23 protein-coding genes are annotated in these 24,597 nt (G+C 36.6%); 4 read left to right on the top strand and 19 right to left on the bottom strand.

Features of this window, described 5'->3' with window-relative positions; genetic code table 11:
* Nucleotides 1-9: 9 nt before the first annotated feature.
* From GZH82_RS07815 to GZH82_RS07805, 3 genes are all read right to left on the bottom strand, one after another.
* Complete coding sequence (locus GZH82_RS07815) at nucleotides 10-2,796, bottom strand: 2-oxoglutarate dehydrogenase E1 component (protein WP_162682017.1); 2,787 nt, start codon at nucleotides 2,794-2,796, stop codon at nucleotides 10-12.
* Nucleotides 2,797-2,890: 94 nt separating this feature from the next.
* Entirely contained in the window at nucleotides 2,891-4,258 is a 1,368-nt protein-coding gene (locus GZH82_RS07810; protein ID WP_162682016.1) for a HAMP domain-containing histidine kinase, read from the bottom strand.
* A complete protein-coding gene (locus tag GZH82_RS07805) occupies nucleotides 4,255-4,932 on the bottom strand; it encodes a response regulator transcription factor (RefSeq protein WP_162682015.1) in 678 nt (225 codons plus the stop codon). The genes GZH82_RS07810 and GZH82_RS07805 overlap by 4 nt, the downstream gene beginning before the upstream one ends.
* Nucleotides 4,933-5,417: 485 nt before the next feature.
* Here GZH82_RS07805 and GZH82_RS07800 point away from each other — a divergent pair, with 485 nt between their 5' ends.
* Complete coding sequence (locus GZH82_RS07800) at nucleotides 5,418-6,617, top strand: IS110 family RNA-guided transposase (protein ID WP_343236280.1); 1,200 nt, start codon at nucleotides 5,418-5,420, stop codon at nucleotides 6,615-6,617.
* Between the two features lie 265 nt (nucleotides 6,618-6,882).
* Complete coding sequence (locus tag GZH82_RS07795; protein WP_238989540.1) at nucleotides 6,883-8,577, top strand: IS1182 family transposase; 1,695 nt, start codon at nucleotides 6,883-6,885, stop codon at nucleotides 8,575-8,577.
* 268 nt (nucleotides 8,578-8,845) lie between these two features.
* Here GZH82_RS07795 and GZH82_RS07790 read toward each other — a convergent pair whose 3' ends face one another.
* From GZH82_RS07790 to GZH82_RS07725, 14 genes are all read right to left on the bottom strand, one after another.
* Nucleotides 8,846-9,469, bottom strand: a complete 624-nt coding sequence (locus GZH82_RS07790; protein WP_162682014.1) for a phosphatase PAP2 family protein — start codon at nucleotides 9,467-9,469, stop codon at nucleotides 8,846-8,848.
* A gap of 11 nt (nucleotides 9,470-9,480) precedes the next feature.
* Nucleotides 9,481-10,551, bottom strand: coding sequence for an undecaprenyldiphospho-muramoylpentapeptide beta-N-acetylglucosaminyltransferase (locus GZH82_RS07785; RefSeq protein WP_162682013.1), 1,071 nt, complete (start codon nucleotides 10,549-10,551; stop codon nucleotides 9,481-9,483).
* Nucleotides 10,552-10,560: 9 nt separating this feature from the next.
* Nucleotides 10,561-11,073, bottom strand: a complete 513-nt coding sequence (locus GZH82_RS07780) for a GNAT family N-acetyltransferase (RefSeq protein ID WP_162682012.1) — start codon at nucleotides 11,071-11,073, stop codon at nucleotides 10,561-10,563.
* Nucleotides 11,073-12,500 (bottom strand): S41 family peptidase, encoded by a 1,428-nt coding sequence (locus GZH82_RS07775; protein WP_162682011.1) that lies wholly within the window; start codon nucleotides 12,498-12,500, stop codon nucleotides 11,073-11,075. Before GZH82_RS07775 ends, GZH82_RS07780 begins: the two co-directional genes overlap by 1 nt.
* Nucleotides 12,501-12,652: 152 nt before the next feature.
* On the bottom strand, nucleotides 12,653-12,874 hold the full coding sequence (locus tag GZH82_RS07770; RefSeq protein WP_096541162.1) for a YozE family protein: 222 nt from the start codon (nucleotides 12,872-12,874) through the stop codon (nucleotides 12,653-12,655).
* On the bottom strand, nucleotides 12,874-13,374 hold the full coding sequence (locus GZH82_RS07765) for a PTS sugar transporter subunit IIA (RefSeq protein ID WP_162682010.1): 501 nt from the start codon (nucleotides 13,372-13,374) through the stop codon (nucleotides 12,874-12,876). The genes GZH82_RS07770 and GZH82_RS07765 overlap by 1 nt, the downstream gene beginning before the upstream one ends.
* Nucleotides 13,375-13,387: 13 nt before the next feature.
* Nucleotides 13,388-13,816, bottom strand: coding sequence for a peptide-methionine (R)-S-oxide reductase MsrB (msrB, locus tag GZH82_RS07760; protein WP_162682009.1), 429 nt, complete (start codon nucleotides 13,814-13,816; stop codon nucleotides 13,388-13,390).
* Between the two features lie 2 nt (nucleotides 13,817-13,818).
* Nucleotides 13,819-14,337, bottom strand: a complete 519-nt coding sequence (gene msrA, locus GZH82_RS07755; RefSeq protein WP_162682008.1) for a peptide-methionine (S)-S-oxide reductase MsrA — start codon at nucleotides 14,335-14,337, stop codon at nucleotides 13,819-13,821.
* 17 nt (nucleotides 14,338-14,354) lie between these two features.
* Nucleotides 14,355-15,209 carry a DegV family protein gene (locus GZH82_RS07750; RefSeq protein ID WP_162682007.1) on the bottom strand — a complete coding sequence of 285 codons (855 nt, stop codon included), beginning with the start codon at nucleotides 15,207-15,209 and terminating at the stop codon, nucleotides 14,355-14,357.
* Between the two features lie 18 nt (nucleotides 15,210-15,227).
* Entirely contained in the window at nucleotides 15,228-15,707 is a 480-nt protein-coding gene (locus GZH82_RS07745) for a dihydrofolate reductase (protein WP_162682006.1), read from the bottom strand.
* Nucleotides 15,708-15,725: 18 nt separating this feature from the next.
* Nucleotides 15,726-16,679, bottom strand: coding sequence for a thymidylate synthase (locus tag GZH82_RS07740; protein WP_162682005.1), 954 nt, complete (start codon nucleotides 16,677-16,679; stop codon nucleotides 15,726-15,728).
* Between the two features lie 238 nt (nucleotides 16,680-16,917).
* The gene (gene brxA, locus GZH82_RS07735) at nucleotides 16,918-17,358 is read right to left on the bottom strand and encodes a bacilliredoxin BrxA (protein WP_162682004.1); all 441 of its coding nucleotides are present in this window, start codon (nucleotides 17,356-17,358) and stop codon (nucleotides 16,918-16,920) included.
* Between the two features lie 24 nt (nucleotides 17,359-17,382).
* Entirely contained in the window at nucleotides 17,383-18,501 is a 1,119-nt protein-coding gene (locus GZH82_RS07730; RefSeq protein WP_162682003.1) for a virulence factor, read from the bottom strand.
* 31 nt (nucleotides 18,502-18,532) lie between these two features.
* Nucleotides 18,533-18,718 carry a zinc-finger domain-containing protein gene (locus tag GZH82_RS07725; RefSeq protein WP_162682002.1) on the bottom strand — a complete coding sequence of 62 codons (186 nt, stop codon included), beginning with the start codon at nucleotides 18,716-18,718 and terminating at the stop codon, nucleotides 18,533-18,535.
* Between the two features lie 225 nt (nucleotides 18,719-18,943).
* On the opposite strand from GZH82_RS07725, the gene GZH82_RS07720 reads away from it, so the two are divergent.
* Both GZH82_RS07720 and GZH82_RS07715 read left to right on the top strand, forming a co-directional pair.
* A complete protein-coding gene (locus tag GZH82_RS07720) occupies nucleotides 18,944-19,642 on the top strand; it encodes a queuosine precursor transporter (protein WP_162682001.1) in 699 nt (232 codons plus the stop codon).
* Nucleotides 19,643-19,697: 55 nt separating this feature from the next.
* Complete coding sequence (locus tag GZH82_RS07715; protein ID WP_162682000.1) at nucleotides 19,698-20,096, top strand: ribonuclease HI family protein; 399 nt, start codon at nucleotides 19,698-19,700, stop codon at nucleotides 20,094-20,096.
* A 139-nt stretch (nucleotides 20,097-20,235) separates the two neighbouring features.
* Here the strand turns inward: GZH82_RS07715 and GZH82_RS07710 are convergent, their stop codons facing one another.
* The gene (locus GZH82_RS07710; RefSeq protein WP_162681999.1) at nucleotides 20,236-21,117 is read right to left on the bottom strand and encodes a 5'-3' exonuclease; all 882 of its coding nucleotides are present in this window, start codon (nucleotides 21,115-21,117) and stop codon (nucleotides 20,236-20,238) included.
* Nucleotides 21,118-21,121: 4 nt separating this feature from the next.
* The gene (locus GZH82_RS07705; RefSeq protein ID WP_162681998.1) at nucleotides 21,122-24,577 is read right to left on the bottom strand and encodes a dynamin family protein; all 3,456 of its coding nucleotides are present in this window, start codon (nucleotides 24,575-24,577) and stop codon (nucleotides 21,122-21,124) included.
* Nucleotides 24,578-24,597 lie beyond the last annotated feature (20 nt).

The raw sequence follows: 24,597 nt of genomic DNA, 5'->3' as shown, positions 1-24,597 counted from the left end.
ATATGCCCCCTAAATATTTAAACTATTTTCAATAATTTTATTTTGAACAAGTTTATGAATTTCACCATCACCCTCGGCAGGTGCAGCTCTATGTTTTCTACCGTGATAAGTCAATTCGTATTGATCTCCAACGATGTCTCTCAAGATCGGATAAGCATAGTGCCATGCTCCTTGGTTTTGCGGCTCTTCTTGAACCCATGCGACTGTTTTAAGGTTTGGAAGTGTTTCGAGAACTGATTGAATTTCTTCTTCTGGGAAAGGATAGAGTCGTTCAACAGCTACAAGTAAAATCGCTTCGTTTGGTGATTCAGCTAATTTTTCTTTCAAGTCGATAAACATTTTGCCTGATGCGAGAATGACTTTTTTAACATTTTTTGCTTCGTGTGCTTCTGGGAGAATCGATTCAAATCCACCAGATGTAAACGCACTAAGCGGTTGTGCTACTGTTTTATTACGTAATAAACCTTTTGGAGACATTACAACTAATGGTCTCATTGCGTCAGTTCCTAGGCTTGCTGCTTGGGCACGTAATAAGTGGAAGTAGTTGGCTGAACTGGATAAGTTACAAATGGTCATATTGTTTTCGGCTGCCAATTGTAAGAAACGCTCTAGACGTGCTGATGAATGTTCAGGTCCTTGTCCTTCAAATGAATGTGGTAATAAGAAAGTTAAACCTGAAGATTCGCCCCATTTTGCATTACCAGAGAAAATGAAGTTGTCAAAATACATTTGCGCCATGTTCGCGAAGTCACCAAACTGTGCTTCCCAAATGTTAAATGATGACGGATTTTGAACATTATAGCCATATTCAAAGCCTACAACTGCAGCTTCTGATAATGGAGAGTTATGAATGTCAAACGTCGCTTTTTGATCTGGCACATGTTGTAACGGTGTAAATGTGTTGCCATTTTCTTGGTCATGTAACACTGCGTGACGATGGCTAAATGTACCACGTTCTGAATCTTGACCTGTCATACGAATTGGAGTTCCTTCTTGCATGACTGTCGCAAATGCAAGTTGTTCCGCATGTGCCCAATCCACTAAGCCATCTTCACTTTCAAATGGTTGCTTACGTTGTTCAAGAATACGATTTAACTTTTTGAAAATGTTGAAACCTTCTGGATAGTTAAACATCGCATCGTTAATCTCTTTTAAGCGGTCATATGAAAGTTCAGACTCATTGCTTTTTAAAGGTTGAGCGATGCTATCAGGAATGCTCATATCTATATTATCATTTTTGTCGTTTTTATCGATTTTGTCATGCGCTGTACGCATTTCTTTTTGAACGTTTTCCATTACTTCGTCCATTTCGTCTTGGCTAATGATGCCTTCATCTACAAGTTGTTTACCATAAATCACTTCAGACGTATCGTGCTTTTGAATCTGTTTATATGGTAGTGGGTTCGTTAATGTTGGCTCGTCCATTTCATTATGACCGAAACGACGGTAACCGACTAAGTCAATCACGACATCTTTATTGAATGCTTTTCTAAATTCCATTGCAATATCAATCGCTTCAATTGTCGCTTCAACATTATCAGCATTCACATGCATAATCGGCACATCATATCCTTTAGCCACATCTGTTGCATACGTTGTTGAACGTCCGTCTTCTGGATCTGTTGTGAATCCGATACGGTTATTCGTAATAATGTGCAATGTACCACCAGTTGAGAACCCGTCTAAATTACCAAGGTTCATTGTTTCAAAGTTCACACCTTGACCAGGATAAGCAGCATCACCATGTACAATAATCGGCATCGCATTTGAAAAATCAGTTTGCACTTTACCTGCATAATCCGTTTGGTCTTGTGCAGCTCTAGTACGACCTGTCACTACGGGTGCAACAACTTCAAGATGACTTGGGTTATTGGCTAAAGTGATTTTTTGTTCAATACCATGGTCATTAATCGTTTTAACCCCACCTAAGTGATATTTAACGTCACCTGTCCAACCTGAAGTGATAGATAAGCTACCATCTTCTGGTAAAAATTTCATCGGATCCGTATGCATAAATTCTGAAAGCATCATCTCATATGGCTTTTGCAGAACGTGCGTTAAAACATTTAAACGTCCACGGTGTGCCATACCAATTTGAATATGAGCAATTTCTTCTTCAGCAGCACGTTTAATTGTTTGAGTGATCATAGGTACGAGGGTATTGACGCCTTGGATTGAAAATCTTTTTGCACCTACAAAGTTCTTGTGAAGGTATTTCTCAAAGCCTTCAACGTGTGCCAGAAGTTTGAAAAGATTGATTTTTTCTTCTTTATTAAGGCTTGCTTTATATGGTGTTTCAATACGACGTTTTAGCCATACACGTTCTTTATTATTGTTAATATGTGTATATTCAAAAGCAATTGGCCCCTTATAACGTTTTTCCATACGTTCAATAGCTTCATAGGCATTATCGTAAATATCTTTAAAATGATCAGAAACGATCTCAGCTGAAATGTTTTCTAATGTTGCTTGATCTAAGTTAAAGTCTTCTGGATTTAATTTAGGAATATTTGTACGCTCTGGTGCGTTCACTGGATAAATATCAGCTTCTAAATGACCGTATTGTCTAATATTATCGATTAAACGCATCACACGCTTGATCGTACTATCTCCTGAGCTTGATTCGGTTGTTGATGATGTTGTCGCTTCACCATCTTTAATTGTACTAAAGAGAACTTGTAAATCTTCAGTCACTGAACTTGGATCTTCTAAAAATTGATCGTATAACTCTAAAATGAGTCCTAAATTTGTGCCGAAGTTTACAGGTGCCTCTGTCACCTGTTTATCGTTCTTCATAATCCACCCTCCACAGAAAAAAATAAAAACGCTTACAGGTCAATAATAGCATTAAAATGTGAACATTTAAAGGCAAAAAGCCAGATAATTGTACTTATCCGTACGAATCAAAACTTATGGTAAACGTTGTAAAATAGCCTACTTCACTCTCGACTGAAATTCGGCCATGATATAACGTCACCATTTTATGGGCAATGGAGAGTCCTAAACCGTTTCCTCCTTGTTGACGGGAACGGGATTTGTCTACACGATAAAACCGGTCAAAAATGTGCTCTTGGTCTGCTTGAGGGATACCTAAACCACGGTCCGTAATTTTAATCACGACTTGATTGCTAATGAGTTTCGTTTCAATAGAAATATGCTTATTTTGTGTATCATATTTAATCGCGTTATCTAGAAAAATAAGTAAAATTTGTTCTAAGTGGAAAGAGTTAATGTCTAAGTATATAAAGTCTTGACTCGTATGAAAGTCGAGTTGATAATCTGGATGAATTTGTTGTAGTGCATGAAGTCGACCTCTAATTTCATTATTCACATCGACTTTTTCAGTTTGATTTTCAGTTGTTCTCGTATCATCTTTAGTGAGTAGCAATAATTCTTCAATGAGTTTCGTGATCCGATTCATTTCCTCGATTGAGATATTCAGAGACTCTTCTAAAATGTCAGGATCTTTTTTGCCCCAGCGCTGAATTAAATTTAAGTGCCCTTGGATAATTTGAAGCGGTGTGCGCAACTCGTGTGAAGCATCTTCAACAAATTGACGTTGTTGGTTAAATGAGCTTTCCAGTTTCATCATCATACTGTTAAAAGTATCTATGAGTGCATCTGTTTCTTCATAATTGGTCGGGACTTCAAGTTTTTCTTGGAACCCATTACGTCGAATTTGCGTCATCTTTTCAGTAATAATATTAATCGGTTGGGTAATTTGAGATGAAAAGAAATAACTGAGTGATGCGGTCACAAATAATGCAATAAGTCCAAATGTCAGGGCGAGATACGTTATAAAGTTCAATAAATCATCGTATTCCTCTAGTGAATGGACAATTGTTGCGTGTCCTTTAAAATAAGGCGTATTTATCGGTGTCGATACGATGATGAATGAGCCCTTATCTGTGCGTAAAATTTTAATATTACGTGTATCATAAGCTTGAAACGGTGGTGTGAACTTCACATTTGTTGTACTGATATTTTCAAATATTTTTTTGCCCCGTTTATCGTATAAGATGACTTTTTGATAGTTATCAAGTACGGAGCTGAATTCTAATGCAGTAATGTTTTTCACTGGTTTCGTTTCAAGCAAATTGTATAGATCATCAGCGCTTCTTTCTGCTTTATCAAATTCATTTTGTTTCAACAAGCTGCTAATCGCATAAATGATGAGTAAACAAAAGATGAAAATAATAAGAAATGTAATGAGTGTCGTTACAAAAGTCCACTTTGTCTTGAGTGTTGATTGTTTCATTGACGAATCACATAGCCGACACCACGCACAGTTTCAATCAATTTTTGCTTATCAATGCCCTTTAACTTATTTCTTAAATATCGAATATACACATCTACCACATTTGTTTCGACTTCAGATTCATATCCCCAGACGTGATCTAAAATTTGTTCACGATGAAGGACGCGATTTTTATTTTCAGCGAGTAGTAATAATAAATCGAATTCCGTTTTCGTTAATTCTAGTTTTTCGCTTTGATAAGTGACATGGAAAGCACTCTTATCAATTTTTATGCCATCAATTTCAACCACATTTGTATCGGACACGTTTTCGTCTGAGTAACGACGGATGAGCGCGCGACTTCTAGCTAACAGTTCTTCAATTTCAAATGGTTTAACGATGTAATCATCTGCACCGATATCCAATCCAGTGACTTTATCGTATATTTCACCTTTCGCAGTAATCATAATAATAGGTGTATCTTTTTGTGTCCTTAATCTTTTACAGACTTCTAAGCCGTCCATTTCTGGTAACATCAAATCTAAGAGTATTAAATCAAAGTCATGTTGTAATGCACGGTTTAAACCAGATACGCCGTCATATTTTACTTCTACTTCATAATTTTCATGTTTAAATTCAAGTTCAATAAAACGTGCTAAATTTTGCTCGTCTTCAATAATAAGTACTTTTTTCATATTAGCCACCTCTCCCCTAATCATATGCTAAAAATAAAGAACACGAAAGTTTTTTTAAAAATTTTGTATTTTTAATTGACAATGATTCTCAATGCGTTATAATGTAATTGAAAATGATTATCAATCCCAACGACCCCCCACTACAATTCGTTCTTATGATTGAGTCATTTTCAATAATATCCCCTTTTATATGCCCGTATAAAAATTCGTTGATATTAAACGTTTAATAAAACATACTAAGATTAGCTGTGAAGAAATTTATGACGATAGATTTCTTCACAGCTATTTTTTATAGTTGTAGAGAGAAGTAGATCGCGCAGTCCCTTGGATCTTTGAATCCGTAATGTAAACTGATCAGCTTTACTCTCCTTTTGAAATTCGATTGAAGTATGTTGGGTTTTAGAAACCGTGTATAGGAAAATGAAATGAAAAAGGCTAAGTAAAGTTAAAATCTTCTCAATTCAATAGAGAAAGGTATGATTTTTATTAACTGTTTTGGTATTGATATCAGTAAGTCAGAAAGTGTGGTCGCACATTATAAGGATGAAGTTTTCGTTAAAGAATTGGTCATTCAAAATAATCAAAATGGCTATCGTTATCTTAAAAATTATATCAAGCATCTTGATTCCCTGTTTATCCTCTTTGAATCAACAGGTGTTTATTCAAGAGGTATGAAACACTTTTGTGAAATTCACAAAATAAATTACTTAGAAATGAACCCCCTAGAAGCCAAGTTTAAAACAAATTCGTTAAGATCATGGAAAACAGATAAGTCAGACGCACATAAACTCGCACTTCTTGCCTTTAGAATGAAAGATTCAAAGGTACAACGTCATCCTGAAGAGATCTACTTTGAACTGAGAGAACGTGCGCGCTTTCACTTAGAAATGGAGATCAACCAAAATTGTCTCAAAGTTGAGTTAGTCGAAACACTACATCAAACATTTCCAGGGTTAGAAAAGTTATTTACTAACAGATATTCAAAAATCGCATTAAATATAGCTAAAGCATTTCCTCATCCTGATTATGTAAGTATTTTGACTCATGATGAATTGGTGGAAAAAGTACTTCATTCAACTGATAAAGGCATTTCAATTAAAAAAGCGCACAAGTATGCCAAAAAATTAATTGAAATAAAGAATAATAGTTTTCCGAATGTGCGCAAGTCTTCTTTCCTCCTACAAAAAGTCCAATACTTATGCGACAAACTGCTTATTGGGATAGAAGAAATGAAAGCATTTAATCAGGAAATGATTGATTTAGCTAAAAATACAACTGAGTTTGAAAATATTATTTCAATTCCTGGCATCGGAGAACTCACAGCTACATTGCTTATTGGGGAACTTGGAGATATTAGAGAATTCAAAACAAATAAACAACTGAATGCATTTGTAGGCATTGATATTAAACGTTACCAATCAGGAACTTCAAAGAGTCGAGATACGATTAATAAAAGAGGAAATAAAAAAGCAAGGCGTTTATTGTATTTAATCACTATGAACATTCTTAGGGGAAGAAATCATTATCAAAGCCATATTGTGGATTATTATTATAAATTAAGAGAGCAGCCTCATGGGAAACCCCACAAGACTGCCGTAATAGCGAGTATCAATCGCTTATTAAAGACCATTCACTACTTGATAGTCAATGATAAATTATATGATTATCAGAAAGCACCACACTAACGAAACCACATAATCATATACATCATAACACCTTATTCAAAAAAGTAAAAATTGGACGGTCTAGTTCAGTAATGTCAATTTCACTTATTGAACCCTTGACAAATCGTAGGAAAGGGGCTGGGACATAAATCCCGGCTCAAATAAAGAATCGACTAAGTAAGAAATCATTTACTTAATCGATTCTTTTTTAGATATTATTTAAAAAAAATAAAGTCCTCGCGTATAATATTGAATAACCACAAACATAAATACGGAGGAACTTTATATGTATAAAAATTATAACATGTTTCAACTTACACTTCCAATAGAAACTGAGATGTCTTTTCCTGAAAATGATATTGTATTCATTATTAACAAACTTGTAGAATCTGTTCCCCAAGAAGCTTTTAATCCATATTATAGCCAAAGAGGTCCTTCATCTTATCACCCAAAAATGATGTTAAAAATCATACTGTATAGTTATGCCCATTCTGTTTTTTCAGGACGAAGAATCGAGCATCTGTTAAAAGATAGTTGTCGAATGATGTGGCTTGCGCAAGGTCAAACGCCAACTTATAGAACCATCAATCGCTTTAGAGTGAATCCCCACATGATGGAATTTCTACATATTTTATTTGTCGGTTTAAGAGCCCAATTATTAGAAGATAAACTCATTACAGAGGATGTCATTTATATTGATGGCACAAAAATAGAAGCAAATGCGAATAAGTACACATTCCAGTGGCTGGCTAATACGAAGCGTTTTAGTCAGTCTGTCATTGAAAAATCAACGGCTTTATATGAGCAACTCGTTTCTGAAGAGATTATTCCTGAAATCAAACGTGAATCTGGGCATGAATTAACAAGTGAAGAACTGAATCAAATAGAGACGCATTTAGGTCATAAAAATGATGCGCTCACGTCTGAAATTGAAACGACTCAAGATGTAGAGACAAGAAAAACCCTTAGAAAAGAAAGAAGTAAGGTGAGACAAAGTAAGAAAGCCATCCAAGATTTTAAAGACCGTAAAATCAAATATGACAAGCAAATGGAAATTTATGGTGACAGAAAAAGTTATTCAAAGACCGACCACGATGCGACCTTCATGAGAATGAAAGATGATCATATGAGAAACGGCCAATTGAAACCGGGTTATAACCTACAAATCGCAACCCATAATCAATTCGTTTTAGCTTTTGGTGTTTACAGTTATCCAGGTGATACAAGAACGCTCGAACCATTTTTAAAATCCATCCACAATTTATATGGTGACATTCCAGAGTATATTGTGGCAGATGCGGGTTACGGAAGTGAATACAACTATACCATGATACTCGATGAATTTGAGAAAACACCTTTAATCACTTATAGTATGTATCTCAAAGAGAAGCAGCGCAAATATAAAAACAATCCATTGATTACTGCTAACTGGGAATACCGTGAGATAGATGATTACTATATATGTCCTAACAAAAAGGAATTACATTTCCAAAGTTACAGAAAGAAAAGAGACGGATACGGTATTCAAAGAGATTTTAAATTATATGCATGTGAAGCGTGTGTGGGCTGTCCATTACGAAGTCAATGTATGAAGCAAAGTACGAACCCCAACACAAATAAACGCTTATTTAAAAATTTAACTTGGGACTATTTTAAAGCCTTCACAAATCAACAGCTTTCAGATCCAAAGACGAAACACATTTATCAAAAGAGAAAGATAGATGTTGAATCAACTTTTGGAAATCTGAAGGCTAATTTGGGTTTCCAAAGATTATCGGTTCGCACAAAATCAAAGGTTGAGTGTGAACTTGGCATCGCACTCATGGCAGTGAATATACGAAAACTAGCTAAAATAAGTGTTCGTTTTCGTTCGTTAATAAGAAAAAAGCCGTCAAATTCTAAAAAAATGAATTTTGACGTCTTTTTCTTAAAGGAGCTGAAGTCTATGGCCCAGCCCCTTCTATTGTGCGTGTTTGAATAAGAGGATGCAAAATTTAAGTAGAACGAGAGAAAAAATGGTGATGTCGTATCATCCCTTTTGTACACATAGGTATCCTTGTTTTGAAGAGAAAGATAATGCAAACGAACAATACATGAAGACAGTCATATTTTTGTCAGCAATCTAATGATATTGCTTTAAAGAGTGAAATTTAGCGTATGAAATGAAAGAAATAAGAGGCTGTGACATCAATGTAATTTTCGCATATAAAAAGAACTGCCTCTCCTCATGAAAGACAGTTCTTTATTCATTAAGTTTTAGTTTGCTCTAATGGATGTCGTAGGATGAGTTGTGTCAATACGATACAGAAAAGTCCTCCGACAATACCAGCCATAATATCTGTTGGGTAATGTACCCCAAGATAGACACGTGAACTCGAGATGAGAACGATCATCAATACACTTAATGTCTTAGCCACACTTTTTGCTTTTCCTTTTAGGATGCGGTGTGCGACGTAAATCACACTACCGAAAAAGGCAGTTGATCCCATCGCATGACCACTTGGAAAGCTGAACCCTGAAATATCAATTAAACGTAATAAAGTTGGACGCTCTCTGTCAAAAATATTTTTCAAAATTGGGTTCGACACGCCCGATAACAGCATCGTTAATGCGAAAAAGAGTGCCTCCAATTTATAGCGGTAGAGCATCAATAATGCAACCATAACGAGTGATAATGCAATCATAGCCCACACTTCACCAATTTGAGTGGCACCGAAAAAGATTGACGTTGAAATAAAGCTTTCTGACGCATAAATCAAATTGTATACTTCATTATCAATCCATTTACCGAGACGCGATTCATGAAACATCGCAATCATTGAAAATATTAATGTGAAGACGATTAACAAAGAAATTTTTTTCCAATGTGTCATGCGCCAACCTCCTATTGAAGTGCGTCTTGAATGATTTTGTCTAGTAAATCATGACGCGTATAGCTTTCTGTAAAACTTTCCATATTTTGAATGTACTGATGTCGATTTTTTTCAAGTTCTGCTAATGCAGGTAATAACGTTTCACTCGATAATTCCGACTCATCTAACATCGTCGCGTATCCTTGCTTTTCAAAGTATTTCGCATTGTCGATTTGGTCACCACGTGATTGGTCGAGACCAAGTGGGATGAGTAACATTGGAAGGCGTAATGTTAAAAATTCATAGATCGCATTTGCACCCGCTCTTGACACGACGGTATCTGTAATTGCTAATAAGTCTGTTAATTCTTCTTTAACGAACTCATATTGCACATAGCCTTCTTGATCAATATTTGAAGCGACTAGACCTTTCCCTGTTAGATGAATAATTTGATAAGTTTGAAGTAATTCATCTAAATGACGACGAATGGCTTCATTAATTTTCAAACTTCCCATACTGCCCCCCATCACGAGTAATGTCTTTTTATTAGGTGTAAAGCCTGTCAATGCATAACCATTTTGTTGATTACCGTGTTTTAAATCTTCACGAATCGTTGCGCCGACGAAATCTGATTTTTCGCGTGGCACATATTTTAGAGTATCTTCAAAAGTTGTATAGAGTCGTTTCGCAAATTTAATTGCAATCTTGTTGGCAAGTCCTGGTGTGACATCTGATTCATGAACGATGGTTGGGATGTTCAGTGACTTCGCTGCGAGTATGACAGGAACTGATACGAAGCCGCCTTTTGAAAATACGATATCAGGTCGTTCGCGTTTTAATACTTTACGTGCATCTCCAATACCTTTTACGACTTTAAAGATATCTTTCAAATTTTCAACAGATAAGTAGCGACGTAATTTACCACTTGAAATCGGGTAATAAGTCGTTTCAGAGAGTTGAGATGTAATCATTTCTCGTTCGATCCCTTGTTTTGAACCAATATAAAATGCTTCGTGCCCCTTTTCGAGCGCAGTAGGTATCAAACTTAAATTCACGGATACATGCCCAACTGTACCGCCACCTGTAAATGCAATTTTTACCATAATAACCCTCTATTCTGTTAATTTTTTATAGTATGCGTAAAATGGTTTGCCTTTATCAAAAGGGAATTCTGTACTTGTCATTTCACCGATTTTAATGAAGCCATATTTATCAAATAATCGTTGTGCACGTTGATTTTGTGAAAAAGTATCCGTTAATAGAATATCAATGTCGTGCTCTTTTGCTAATGCAATCGCAAAGGTCATCAACGCTTGAGCTGTTCCACGATATTGTGGCGAGGCTACAAGGCGATGAATCACGTATGCTTGTGATTTGTCGACCGGCCATTCGAGTGTATCGTACCAATCTGGTGCTTGTTGATCAATCACGATAAAGCCTTGAATCACATCATCATCATAGACAAAAAGGCTACCTGATTCAATATCCGTTTTAAAATGTGTCTTTAAAGGATAGCGATGGTCCCATTGTGGGTTGTCATCTTTAATCATGAGTGTTTTTGCTTCTTCAGTCAATTGTTCAATCGTATCGAGATCTTGCAATGTTGCTTTTCTTAACAAGGCCATCACTCCTCTACTTTTTTCAATGTTTGTTCTAACATCGGATCTTCAGACGATGCTTTCTCGACAAGTCTTTCTGTAAATACACCATTTGTCTCTTTGTTAAACATACCATTTGCCGTTAAATCATTTTTTTGTTGGAACTGTTTCACTGCGGCAGTCAATTGTTCGTCATAATGTTCATCAATGGTACCGACGTCATAGCCGAGTGCTTTAAGACCGATTTTAATCGATTTAATATGTTTGTCCTGTTGACCGAGTTGATATGTTGTTTTAGAAGGAATCATAGAGATGTTTTCATAATCCGCACCTTTAACAAGAACATCGGGTTGAATCCCTTTACCGTGAATGTAATGGTCATTTGGTGTGAGCCATTTCATTTCAGTGAATTTTAATAATGAACCGTCTTCAAATTCACGCGTTGTCTGTACAATCCCTTTACCGAATGATTTTTCACCATAAATTTTGGCTACTTTATGATCATGTAATGCTCCAGAAAAGACTTCGGAAGCACTTGCTGAACCTTCATTTAGTAAAATCGATACTTTTAAATCTTTCACACCTTCTAAAGGTTCATTTGATGTATTAATCGATTCTTTTTGATCGCCTTTTTCTAATTTAACGACCGTTTCATCTTTATCAAGGAAAATATTCGCCATTTTTACAGCTTCATCAAGGAGACCACCCGGATTGTTGCGTAAATCAAGGACGATATTTTTAATACCTGACTTTTGTGCTTGCTGTATTGCTGATTTTAACTCTCCCGCTGTGCCTTCTTGGAATTTATTAATTTTAAACACACCGACATCGCCATGCTTCTCATATTTCACACTTTTGACATGAATTTTATCTCGTGTCACAGTGAGTTCCTTTTCTTCACCGTTACGTTTAACCGTTAATTTCACTTCAGTCCCTTTTTTACCACGGACTTTAGGAATAATTGCATCAAGCGCTTGTCCTTTGACCGACTTACCATCGATTGCAATGAGTTCATCACGCGGTTTCAAACCTGCTTTTTCAGCGGGTGAATCTTGCATGGGACTCGTAATGATAATTTGCTTTCCTTTTTGTTGTAGTTCCGCACCGATACCGACGAAATCTCCGGAAACATCTTCATGAAAAGAAGCTGTTTGTTCTTTTGATAAATATTCTGTATAGGGGTCTTTCAAACTTTTGGTCATCCCATGAATGGCTTCGTCCAGCAATTGATCTTTATCTTGCTTTTGATAAAAATCTGATGCCAAAATTTCATAAACTTCACTTAATTTTTGAGCATTTTCGCTAATTTTTTGATCTTTACTATATTGATGGAAATAGTGATTGAAGCCAAAAACAATCAATCCTGTCAACAATATTGTAAGGATGATACTTAAAATAAATGTTTTTAATGAGACATATCTAGGTGTTTTTCTTTGATTTGGTGAATCTTTCAATCCGTTTTCCGCCCTTCTCGTTTAATCAATATTTGCTTTAAGATCGTGCCCATAGACAACAGTCGATTTAACGGTGTGGCATGAAGAAAAAGGGTGAGACATCTTCTGCCAGCACCCTCAAAATTTATGCGTGTCAAATCTTCAGCAATCACTTAAAATTGAAGCCATTCCTGATATTCTTCATACAAGTCATCAAAAACAGACATCGGTAATGTGAAATTGCCTTCTGTCTCAATGTATTCAGATAACGCATCGAAATCTTTATCGTATTTTGGAAAGGATAAATCTTGGAAAATTTGCTCTGCTAGTTGTCCTGCATCATCCTTACGACCACGAACAGTTAATGCAAATTGATAGAATGAGACATCTTTCATTATTTCATTGTCACTTCAATCACTGATGTCTCGCCTTTGTTCAGTTGCGCTGCTTGTTGAATATCAATGGCTGCTGTTTGATCTGTATTTGTAATGATAACAGGTGATACGATAGATTTTGCGTGTTGGTCAATATAATCAACGTCAAATGTAACGAGTGCGTCGCCTACTTTTACCGTATCCCCACTATTGACTAATGTTTCAAAACCGTCACCATTTAATTGAACAGTGTCTAAACCGATATGAACAAGGACCTCTAAACCATTGTCTGCTTTTAAACCAATCGCATGTTTGGTTGGGAAAACATTGTCGACCACACCATCAATTGGAGAAACGACTTTACCTTCAGTTGGACGTATGCCAAAACCGTCACCCATCATTTTTTGAGCAAAAACAGGGTCTGGAATGTCTTCAATTTTGACATATTCTCCAGTCATTGGTGCATAAACCTGAATTTCCTTATTTGCTTCTTCACTTTTTCCGAATAATTTCTTAAACATAAAACTCGCTCCTTTATTGGTCGAAAAGTTTGACTAAATCACCATAGCCTAACGATTCGAGCTTTTCATACGGTATGAATTGGATTGCAGCAGAATTGATACAATAGCGCAAGCCACCACGCTCTTTCGGGCCGTCGTTGAACACATGTCCTAAATGACTATTGCTTCCTTCAGAGCGGACTTCTGTTCTCAACATGCCAAACGATTTGTCTACCAATTCAATAATGTCTTGGTCGTCGATAGCTTTTGAAAAACTTGGCCAGCCACAGTCAGATTCAAATTTATCATCTGACGTAAATAACGGTTTGCCCGAAAGTTTGTCCACATAGACACCCTTTTCAAAGTGGTTCCAATATTCATTTTGAAATGGTGGTTCTGTGCCGTCTTGTTGTGTGACGAGGTACTCCAAGTCTGTTAAATCTTTTTTATCTTTTTTAATCATGCTTAATCCCCCCAATGTTTTTCAATAAACGCTTTACGTCCTGATCCGCGTTGATATTGTGCGTAGTGAAGCGGATGTTTTTTATAATAATCTTGATGTGCTTCTTCTGCTGGATAAAAATTGCGATATGCTTCGACAGGCGTCACAACAGGATTACTAAAAATTTGGGATTGATTTAACGCATCAATTTTATTCAGAGCGGCTTGTTGTTGCGCTTCATTGTGATAAAAAATGACAGGTCTATAACTGTCGCCTCTATCAAAAAATTGACCGTTTTTATCTGTTGGATCAAACGTTTTAAAATATATATCTAAAATATCATCATAACTGATAACATTGTCATCGTATTCAATTTGTACAGCCTCTACATGGCCTGTTGTATTTGTACAAACCTGTTCATAGGTTGGATTTACTACTGTCCCACCGCTATAACCTGATGTGACACGTTCAACACCGTCAAATGTATCAAAAGGTTTAACGAGACACCAAAAACATCCTCCTGCTAAAGTTGCTAAAGCCATGCTTGACACCTCCATTGTTATGAATCAGATGAATGTTTAAGGACAACTAAACCAATGGCACCCGCACCTGTATGCGTCGAAATCACTGGTGTGGTATGTCCGAAATCAAAATTTTGAACAGTAAAAGTTTCATCTAATTTTTCCTTAAATTTATCCATGAAATCTTTTGCTTTTGCGTGTGAAATACCAATAGATTTAATGGATGTATCACCAACAAACGGTTTTAAATCTTTGAGTACATATTTAATACAAGCGTTTTGTGTACGCGCATTATGAATCATTTCTAGTTTGCCGTCAATCAATAAACCTATTGGCTTGATTTTCATGAGGTTACCAATTAAACCTTTTGCTTTACTAATACGGCCACCTTTGATGAGCTGATCTAATTGACCGATAATAACGTAAAGCTTAATGTTTTTTTGTAAGTTTTGAAGTTTTGAGACAATTTCCTCTGTTGGAACGCCTTCTTCAACCCAGCGAATCGCATTTTGAAGTTGATAGCCTAAGCCGAAAGAAATCGATTTAGAATCAATGACTGTCACTTTAGCGTCAACCATTTCACTCGCTTGTACAGCGGTTTGATACGTGCCACTTAAACCCGATGAAAGATGAATACTGATAATTTCAGCGCCGGTTTGACCTAGCTTTTCATATGTTTCTACAAATCTTCCAATTGGAGGTTGGCTCGTTTTAAAATCATAGCTACTGTCTCCTAAATATTGTGAAAAAGACTCAGATGAAATGTCCTTTTGATCCTCATAAGATTCTCCGTTAATTGTAACACTCAACGGAACAATATGGACATTGTGTTGCTTCAGAAAAGCGTGATCTAGGTCAGATGTAGAATCTGTAACAATAATACGTTGTTGCATAATGCTAACCTCCAATAATTACTTTCGAGTGAGATGTAAAAAAGTGTGCGGATATTTATTCTTTTCATCCACAACACCTTCTACAGCAGATGTTACTTCCCAATCTTCAAATGTGTAAGGTGGGAAAAATGTGTCCGCTTGGAATTTGTCGTCAATAACAGTGATATACATATCGTCAACACGGTCAATAAAAGTTTCGAATAACGTTTGACCGCCAAAAATAAAGATGTGGTCGTCGTCAATCGTATCAATTTCTTCAATACTATGAATGACCTCCACCCCCTCTGGTTTGAAATCGGGATTGCTTGTAATAACGACATTTCTACGATGAGGTAACGGTTTACCAATAGATTCATATGTTGCGCGTCCCATCACGAGTGTATGTCCAGTTGTGAGTTTTTTAACATGTTTTAAGTCATTGGGTAAATACCACGGTAACTGTCCTTCAAAGCCAATGCCACGTTGTTGGTCATGTGCGACTAAAATAGATAGTATCATATGATTACTCCTTTTTGTTTATACCGCGATAGGCGCTTTAATTGCTGGATGAGATTCATAATTTACAATCTCTAAATCTTCATATTCAATGTCGAAAATGGAACGATCTGTATTGATTTTTAATTCAGGCGGTGCGAAACTTGAACGTGCCAATTGTGTTTTTACAGCGTCTAAATGGTTACTGTAAATATGTGCATCGCCAAATGTGTGCACAAATTCGCCTACTTTAAGGCCACATTCTTTCGCAATTAAATGTGTTAATAAGCTATAGCTTGCAATATTAAACGGGACACCTAAGAAAATGTCGGCACTCCGTTGATAGAGTTGACAGCTCAGCTTATTGTCTTGTACATAAAATTGAAAGAGTGTATGACAAGGAGGTAACGCCATTGTCTCAATTTCTGTAGGATTCCAAGCACTAATGATATGACGACGCGAGTTAGGATTCGTTTTAATTTGTTCAATTAACGTTTTCAATTGATCATATTGTTGACCCTCTGCACTGACCCAGTTACGCCATTGCTTACCATAGACATTGCCTAAATCACCGTGTTTTTTCATAAAATCATCATCAGTTAAAATCTGTTGTTTAAACTTTGCCATTTCCTCACGATAAGTTTCAGCAAATGCTGCGTCACTTTGTGCTCTATGACCAAAGTCAGTCATATCAGGACCGTTATAATCCTCGCTTTGTACATATTTTTCAAAGGCCCATTCGTTCCAAATATTGTTATTATATTGTAATAAATATCTTAAATTAGTATCGCCACGAATAAACCAAATCAATTCAGTTGCAACAAGTTTAAAAGAGACTTTTTTTGTTGTTAACAATGGGAAGCCTTTTGAAAGGTCAAAACGCAACTGATGTCCAAATTTTGAAATTGTTCCCGTAGCTGTTCGGTCATCACGTTGATTGCCAATTTCTAATACTTCTTTACATAAATCATGATAAGCTGCATCAAACGGATTCATGACATTCACCTCTTTCTCTTAGTATCTATAATAGACGATTTTGCGCCATTTTCAAAACGATATCAACGTTTTCATAGCCATTTATGTATGGGTGAGTAACCGGAATGTATTCAGTGTCTCCATCGTTTAAATATTGAAAATGATACGAACAGCTACATTTTGCGTAAAGCACTACCTATTGATTTGGAAACGTAAAAAAGCCGGAACAATGACTTCATAGCATGTTCCAGCTTTTTGATTATGCACGACAATGTGTATCGAATGCGTCTTTAATGTCCATTGCGATATCATTTATATCACGGCCCTCGATATGTTCACGTGGCATAAAGTGAACTAACTCAGACCCTTTGAATAATGCGAACGAAGGACTTGAAGGCACTTGTTGAATGTATTCACGCATTTTGGCAGTCGCTTCTTTATCTTGACCTGCAAAAACAGTGACTTTATTCGTTGGTTTATTTTCATTTTGTTCTGCTACGGCGACAGCTGCTGGACGTGCTAAACCAGCTGCACAGCCACATGTTGAATTAATGACAACAAATGTCGTATCTTTATCTTTTACATTGTCCATATATTGTGAAACGGAATCTTCACTTTCTAAACTTTCAAAACCATTTTGTGTCAATTCGCTTCTCATTTGAGCAGCGAGTTCTTTCATATATGCATCATATGCGTTCATGTTATAGCGCTCCCTTACATTGATTTATTGATTACGATTTGCGATCTGTTTCCACACTGATCCAAGTGCTTCTTCCCCGTTTTCGATACGTGTAATGGCCATTTCAATTTGCAACTTCACTTCATAAGCTGGGTCATTTTGATGTGCTTTCAGTGTTGCCAGTTGTCCTGGTCCGCCTTCATCAAAAAGAAACATTGCTGCACGCCATCGCACAATTTTTTGTGGATCATTCAATGCTTTTTCCATTTCAGGTAAAGCCTCTTTAAAGCCTAAATCACTTAAACTATCACCAGCTGTTCGTCTCACTGCAGGACTTTTATCGTGTAGTCCTTTATATAAGTATGGCAAAGTTTCTCGATCTTCAATCATGCTGAGCAATACAACTGCTTCACGGCGTAATGGTACTTTATCCTCATTCAACGCATAATCAAGTAATGGAAAGTCATCGGTTGTAGGTGTTGGAAAAGATTTCAACATACGTAAACGTGCTTTCCAATCAGATTCTTGTTGATATGTTTCTAATGTCACATGCACATATTGTTTTTGTGGCACTGTCACATCAGTATTTTTCGCCTCTTCTACGAGTTGATTTAAAACGTGTTCAGGATAAAGCGCATTAACTTCTTCTACAACACTTTGCATGACATCGTCTAAATCGCCATATCGGACACCTAATGTTTCCCATTTACGTAAAAAGACAACATTATCATGCGGTTCTTGTGTTTCGAGCATTGCATTGACGAACATGTCGTTCAATTGTTGACGCTTTTCTTCTTTAGGTGTCGTCAATTTCACTTGGTAAGGAATATTTTTAAACTTAAGTACCTCGGCGTTGACCTCACCAAAATGTGTATCCGGTTCAGGTTGCGTCGTGTCGCTTTGTTGTTGGTCTTGATTGAGTGACGCCGTAACGAGAGGTAACACAGTCTCCCAGTCTGCTTTAGGTGTTTTATCAACGGCAATAAAATCTAATACATGAAAGACAGATTTCACACCTTCAACTTGTAATATGGCGTTGATAAAGTGTGGTTGACCGTCTGTGACTTCCGTATAAGTTTTTGAATGATTGTCTTGTCTTTTTTCGGATAAAATAATTTTCATTGTATTCGGACTAGGCGTAGGTTCGACCTTAATGATTTCCATGTTAAACCTCCTCGTCAATGTACTACAGCCCTCATTGTAGCTCATTGCCTAATTGTTGAATTTGTTTGCCGATTGAACACGCATTGATACAGAAGTGATGTGCTTGCGTTTTCCCTTTTGTTTTTCGAAGGTGTGCTTTAACCAAGCAGTGTTCACAATATTGTTGAGACAATTGATCGATTGAAGCAATGGCCTTCTTCTCAGAGTCTGTTAGCACGACAGTCACCTCTTTTAAATATAGTGCGTACAATATTCACTATCGTAACATGATTTTTATGGACATTGAAGTGTTTAATCTTCAGCGACATCAAGAAAAATGTCACGCTTGTAAATGATAACGAATGGCTATTGAAAAATATAAAGCTGTTGATTATAATGGAAAAGTTATCGTGAATAGCGGTTTCTAAACACCCGCTGCAACAAAATTTAGGAGGTAATTCAATTGTATAATGAATGGTTAGGTTTAGGGTCATTTATCGTTACTTTCGTACTCATGGTAGTGATGTTTCGACTTTTTGGTAAATCAGGTTTGTATGCTTGGGTTGCGATAGGCACGATTATCGCCAACATCCAAGTGCTTAAAACAGTAGATATATTTACGATTTCTGCAACATTAGGCAATGTGATGTTCGCATCGATTTATCTTGCAACAGACATTTTGAATGATATTTATGGACGTAAAGTCGCGAAAAAAGCGGTTTGGCTCGGCTTCTCGTCTACTTTTATTATGATTATTGTCATGCAAGTTTCGCTCGCGTTTCAACCGAGTCAAGTCGACATGGCGCAAGATGCAATGAAAGTAATTTTTGATGTCGTACCACGTATCGCTTTCGCATCAATTATCGCCTACATTATCGGGCAACATATTGATGTACTCGTCTTTAACATGATTAAAAAAGTATTTCGTTCAGATCGTACTTTTTTCATTCGCGCTTATGGGAGTACGACGTTAAGTTCGATTGTGGATACAGCGCTTTTCGTACTGATTGCTTTTTATGGTAGTTTACCAAACGGTGTCGTGCTAGAAATTTTCATCTCGACATATTTATTAAAATTATTAACGACTGTACTGAACGTCCCATTCGGTTATTGGGCAAAGTCACTTTATCGTCGCAACAAAATTAAAGACGATATGCTATAACGCATGATATGTTAAGCTTAAATACGAAAATACATTCAAGTGTGGTGTCGTGAAGTTGGCTAAAATATATTTTGATGCAGCAACGAAAGGCAATCCCGGATTAAGTGCATGTGGTGTCGTTATCGTAACAGAAAATGAACGCTATACATTTACAAAAGTGCTAGATGAGTTAGACAATCATAGTGCTGAATGGGAAGCGTTACTGTTTGCGTTAGAGCAAGCGAAAACATTAGCAGTTGCGAATGCCTTAGTTTTGACGGATTCACAGTTAATTGAAGACGCAGTGAATCGTGAGTTTGTGAAAAATGGACGTTTTAAACCTTATTTGGAGCGTTATTTACAAATGACGAATGACTTTGAATTGGCATTTGTCAAATGGGTTCCACGGGCACAGAATAAAGCTGCGAATCAATTAGCACAAGATGCATTGTATCAAGCGTTAGGTCGTTCGTAGTGTTAAAAATATACAAAATGTCGAAGTGTTATGCACATGCTCACACATGCCACTCACTTCGACATTTTTGTTTAGATATGGAAATAAACGATTGTTGGTATTGCCACTTCCGACTTTTCCTATTATTTTTTTGTTTAAATTACAAATTTTGTACAAAACGTTTTGAAACAAACAATTCATGCTGATCTAATACTGCCAACACGTGATTTAACTCGACATGATGGGCCATTTCCTCAAATAAAGTGTCAATGGATAAAGGGACATTCAATTCAATCGCTGCTAGTTGTTTTGACAAACGTAAATTGTGCATGTCCTGCACTATCTTTTTCTGTTGCCCAGGCGTGAGCTGTGACATGTTCGCAATGACTTTTTCAACAGAACCATATTGTTGAATGAGTTTGATCGCAGTTTTCTCTCCTATGCCTTTTACACCTGGGTAACCATCTGCTGTGTCCCCCATAAACGCTTTGACATCAATGAGTTGCGGCGGCTCTAACTGATATTCAGATTCGAATCGTGCTCTGTCATACTTACTATATTCTGTAAAGCCTTTTTTGATCAGCCACACAAAAACGTTGTCACTTACACATTGTAATAAATCGCGATCCCCTGTAATCACATACACTTCATGATCAGGTGATTCTGCATATGCATGTGTCAATGTCCCTATGACATCATCAGCCTCATAGTTTTCAACACCAATATTTAAAAAGCCTAGCGATTCAGATATATGTTGGACATGGTCGAATTGCGGGATAAGTTCTTCAGGTGGTGCAGGCCGATTTTGTTTATAACCGTCAAACATGTCATTACGGAAGGTGGCTTTCCCCATATCCCAACATACTGCAACGTGCGTCGGTTCAACATCTCGAATTGCACTGTAAACATGTCTCACAAAGCCTTGCGTGCCGTTTGTCGGTGTGCCGTTCGTATTGCGCATAAAATTTTTGTGTACACTCGTTGCATAAAAATGACGAAATAATAACGCCATGCCATCAATTAATAAAAGTTTGTGTGTCATGTTTTCAGTCCTTTGAATTCAGTATTGTAAATAATTTTGGTGTTTCTGCTTGTAGTTGAGCAATCAGTGCATCATCAACATCGACAGCTAACGCAGTATCGATTTCACGTTGTGCTTGTGACTCAATCTGTTCAAGTGCTTGTTGTGCTTTTGCTGTTAATGTGTCGAGCATACTTTCAAGCGCTTGTCGTAAATCGGCTAATCGGGGTTGGAGTAATGTCACCGTTTCATCTTTAATGTCAGCTTGTATTTGTTTTTGCACTTGTGGCTGCATAATATTTTTCTTCGTCAATTGTTTAGGAAGTGCGTTGACCATGGCATCTAAAGAAATCGTTAAAAATGATTGGTCTATAGGCGCAACTTCAAGCGTTTCAATATCTGGCAAAAGTATGTGATATTGATGGAACGATTTAATTTTCGGTGCCATTTCTTGTTGTAACGCTTGATTAAAGAAAAATTTAATACGTTCAATCATCAAAGTTTGTTCTAAATATAACTTTTGATGGATTTGATTCAAATACGCTTTTGTCGATAGACGTTTCTCCTCATTGAAACGTGTTGTATTCGTCATTTGTGTATTATAAATGGCTTTAACGTTATCTAATAATTGAATTTTTAAACGCTCATTCAAGTGATACATTTGATCTTCTATTTCGTTAATCAGTTTTTGACGAATGGCATTTAGGCCTTGCGAATTAAAAATCGTTTTTTGTCGCATGTGTTGTAATTGTTGTTTAACATGCTGCATTTTTTCAGCATTTGAAGTATGGTCTTCAATCATCTGTGTGTAAGACTGCCCAATGTAACGCAACTGGTCATACATTTTGGTCTCTAAAATATGTTTGGATTCTACTTCTGAAAACTGTGAAATGCTTGCTTTCAATTGTTGCACACCGTTGTCCCCTCCAGTTAAAGCAGCACGACTCGACACAGCAAAAATTTCAGGTTGCATTTGTACTTGTATTAATGCATCAGCCACATAGTCACGCACAGCACGTTTGTCAGCTTCATTTTCAGCTAAGTCAGTTGCATTAATGACCATTTTGAAAGCTTGATGTTCTTTTAACTGGTTCATATTTTTCATATGTTCGATAAATGCTTTATCATTATCGGTAAAAGCGTGATTAAAGTAGCTCACATATAAAATTAAATCCGAAGTTGTCAGTATTTTTTCTGTTTCGTTCGTATGACGCTGGTTATTCGAATGTAATCCTAATGAGTCCACGATAATTTTGTCTTTTAACCAATCCAGCGGCAATCTTAAATGCACCGTTTGGACGAATGTCGCATATTCATCTTCAGCACTCCATTTTTGTACGTCAACAGCTTGGATTTCATGTTTTAACCCTTCTGCGATATAGGATTGATACAGCGCATAATTTTTTTCAATCGCATGAATAAATGCCAAACGGCTTTTGTCGATACGCCCTTTTAATTTATCCGTATTTGCTTCTAAAAAGGCTTCGATACGATCAAATTGTTGGCCTTCGAGTTCGAATACATCATTAATTTCTTGGAGTAACATATCAGGTGTTTTAAACGTAATGTGATGCGTGTCACCATAGCCAATTTCAGTTGTTGCGGCAGTCGTTGGGTTAGGTGAGCTCGTCAAATAACTGTCGCCTAACAACGCATTAATCAAGCTACTTTTACCAGCACTGAATGTACCAAAAACACCTATTTTAACGATTTGATGTTGCATTCTTTCCCGCGTTTCCTCGATGTTTTTCACACTCGATTTAAACAATGGTATATTTTTGACAATTTCTAATGATTGAGCAATTTGTGCGTCGTTAATTGTCGCTTTATGAGCAGTTACAGCGACCTCTTGTTGTTTCGCGTCTTTTTCATTATCTCCATCTGATTTCACTTGATATTGAATTTCTGTGCGATCAATTAAACGGTCGAGCGAATCTTCCATATGAATATAATAATGACGATAATTTTCCGTCTTTAACGACTGAGACAAGTTGCGTAGTTCAATATAACGTGTATACGACGAACTATCATTTGACTCATCGACTAAGTGTTCTTCTGCGTGTACATTGTCAATAATTGTATCATCGAGCGGTTCGAGTTCTTTTAAAATATATTGCTTGATTGCTTTCATGATATCATTTGAGAAAGTTAACACATATTGATTCGTAATTTGAATTTGTGTCTGATACAGGTCAGTTACAATGGATGTCGGTAATGTCAATTTTTGGTTTAAAATACGCTGATTCAAATCGGTGTCATTAATAAAACGTGTGAGAAATGACAAATCCTCTTGCATCGGTTTAATAATTTGGTGATCGACTTTACTTTGAAGGTCTGTCATTAACTGATTAAGGCGTGTTTGACGTTCTTCTTCTGTTTTTTTCTTTTTATTAAACAACCCACCCGCTTTAAAATCTTTCGTCATACTTTCCAAATAATAACGAATCGTTTCGCGCATCTCATGAGTCATAATATAAGCATTATCAATAATGGAGCGACGTTTATCTTTCAAATAATGTTTCAACGCTGTCGCATCATTCAACAATTGCGCTTCCTCGCTGATCATTTCATTTTGCTGATGTGATTGATACGCTTGATCGAATTGTGTCGCTTCAATGTTAAGTTGTTCTAAAATTCCATCCATTTCATGTTGTAAATAGTCCAATTGATGTTGATGAATAAATTGTTTCATACGTGCGACATAGTCTTCAACAGCTTCACGGTGCTGGTCTTGTTCTATAATAAAAGCACGCAACTCATCGAATTGGTTTTGTGGATGTTCAAACTTTGTAATATAAAATGTGGCGAGTAAATCAATATCCCATTCATTAACTGATTGTACCACACGCTCTTGAAATGTTTGAAATGTGAGCTCGTTCTCGTCATGTTTATCAATTTGGTTAATTACGAAAACAACAGGAATGCCTGCACGATTCAAACGCTTCATAAATTGAAAGTTCAGCGCGGATTGAACATGGTTATAATCGACAGTATAGAAAACGATATTACTCGTATAAAGAAATTGCTCTGTTTGCATACTGTGTGATTGTACATTGGAATCGACACCAGGTGTATCTTGGAATGTAAAGCCGTTATGAAACACATCACTTTGAACACGAATATCGATGGACTCAACTTGGAAATTTTCGCGGTTCATTTGTTTAACGTCATCATAAGAGTTCAATTGTGTATACTTTTGACCTTCGATGTTCGCTGTAATTCCTGGCGTATCTGCAATCGTTACTAATGCGGTATTACTTGTTGTCGGAACGGGTGAACTCGGTAAAATGTCTTGGCCGATGAGACGATTAATGACCGTCGATTTACCTGCTGAAAAATGGCCGACAAAGGTCATTGTGTAGTGGTTTAAATACACTTTTTTAATCATTTGGTTAATGGTATGTATAAAAGCGGAATGATCAGATTTTTCCACTTCTTTTTTTAGTTTATATAAAATATCCAGTTGTTCTTGGTTCTGCATAGATATTTGATTCCCCTTGT

The organism is Staphylococcus sp. MI 10-1553 (genome assembly GCF_010365305.1).
Taxonomy (GTDB): domain Bacteria; phylum Bacillota; class Bacilli; order Staphylococcales; family Staphylococcaceae; genus Staphylococcus.
This window is presented reverse-complemented; position numbering and strand designations above follow the sequence as displayed.

What these genes read in the sequence shown, in the direction of transcription:
- GZH82_RS07815 (WP_162682017.1), bottom strand. Translation starts at nt 2,796, where the DNA reads ATGAAGAACGATAAACAGGTGACAGAGGCACCTGTAAACTTCGGCACA.
- GZH82_RS07810 (WP_162682016.1), bottom strand. Translation starts at nt 4,258, where the DNA reads ATGAAACAATCAACACTCAAGACAAAGTGGACTTTTGTAACGACACTC.
- GZH82_RS07805 (WP_162682015.1), bottom strand. Translation starts at nt 4,932, where the DNA reads ATGAAAAAAGTACTTATTATTGAAGACGAGCAAAATTTAGCACGTTTT.
- GZH82_RS07795 (WP_238989540.1), top strand. Translation starts at nt 6,883, where the DNA reads ATGTATAAAAATTATAACATGTTTCAACTTACACTTCCAATAGAAACT.
- GZH82_RS07790 (WP_162682014.1), bottom strand. Translation starts at nt 9,469, where the DNA reads ATGACACATTGGAAAAAAATTTCTTTGTTAATCGTCTTCACATTAATA.
- GZH82_RS07785 (WP_162682013.1), bottom strand. Translation starts at nt 10,551, where the DNA reads ATGGTAAAAATTGCATTTACAGGTGGCGGTACAGTTGGGCATGTATCC.
- GZH82_RS07780 (WP_162682012.1), bottom strand. Translation starts at nt 11,073, where the DNA reads ATGGCCTTGTTAAGAAAAGCAACATTGCAAGATCTCGATACGATTGAA.
- GZH82_RS07770 (WP_096541162.1), bottom strand. Translation starts at nt 12,874, where the DNA reads ATGAAAGATGTCTCATTCTATCAATTTGCATTAACTGTTCGTGGTCGT.
- GZH82_RS07765 (WP_162682010.1), bottom strand. Translation starts at nt 13,374, where the DNA reads ATGTTTAAGAAATTATTCGGAAAAAGTGAAGAAGCAAATAAGGAAATT.
- msrB (WP_162682009.1), bottom strand. Translation starts at nt 13,816, where the DNA reads ATGATTAAAAAAGATAAAAAAGATTTAACAGACTTGGAGTACCTCGTC.
- msrA (WP_162682008.1), bottom strand. Translation starts at nt 14,337, where the DNA reads ATGGCTTTAGCAACTTTAGCAGGAGGATGTTTTTGGTGTCTCGTTAAA.
- GZH82_RS07750 (WP_162682007.1), bottom strand. Translation starts at nt 15,209, where the DNA reads ATGCAACAACGTATTATTGTTACAGATTCTACATCTGACCTAGATCAC.
- GZH82_RS07745 (WP_162682006.1), bottom strand. Translation starts at nt 15,707, where the DNA reads ATGATACTATCTATTTTAGTCGCACATGACCAACAACGTGGCATTGGC.
- GZH82_RS07740 (WP_162682005.1), bottom strand. Translation starts at nt 16,679, where the DNA reads ATGAATCCGTTTGATGCAGCTTATCATGATTTATGTAAAGAAGTATTA.
- brxA (WP_162682004.1), bottom strand. Translation starts at nt 17,358, where the DNA reads ATGAACGCATATGATGCATATATGAAAGAACTCGCTGCTCAAATGAGA.
- GZH82_RS07730 (WP_162682003.1), bottom strand. Translation starts at nt 18,501, where the DNA reads ATGGAAATCATTAAGGTCGAACCTACGCCTAGTCCGAATACAATGAAA.
- GZH82_RS07710 (WP_162681999.1), bottom strand. Translation starts at nt 21,117, where the DNA reads ATGACACACAAACTTTTATTAATTGATGGCATGGCGTTATTATTTCGT.
- GZH82_RS07705 (WP_162681998.1), bottom strand. Translation starts at nt 24,577, where the DNA reads ATGCAGAACCAAGAACAACTGGATATTTTATATAAACTAAAAAAAGAA.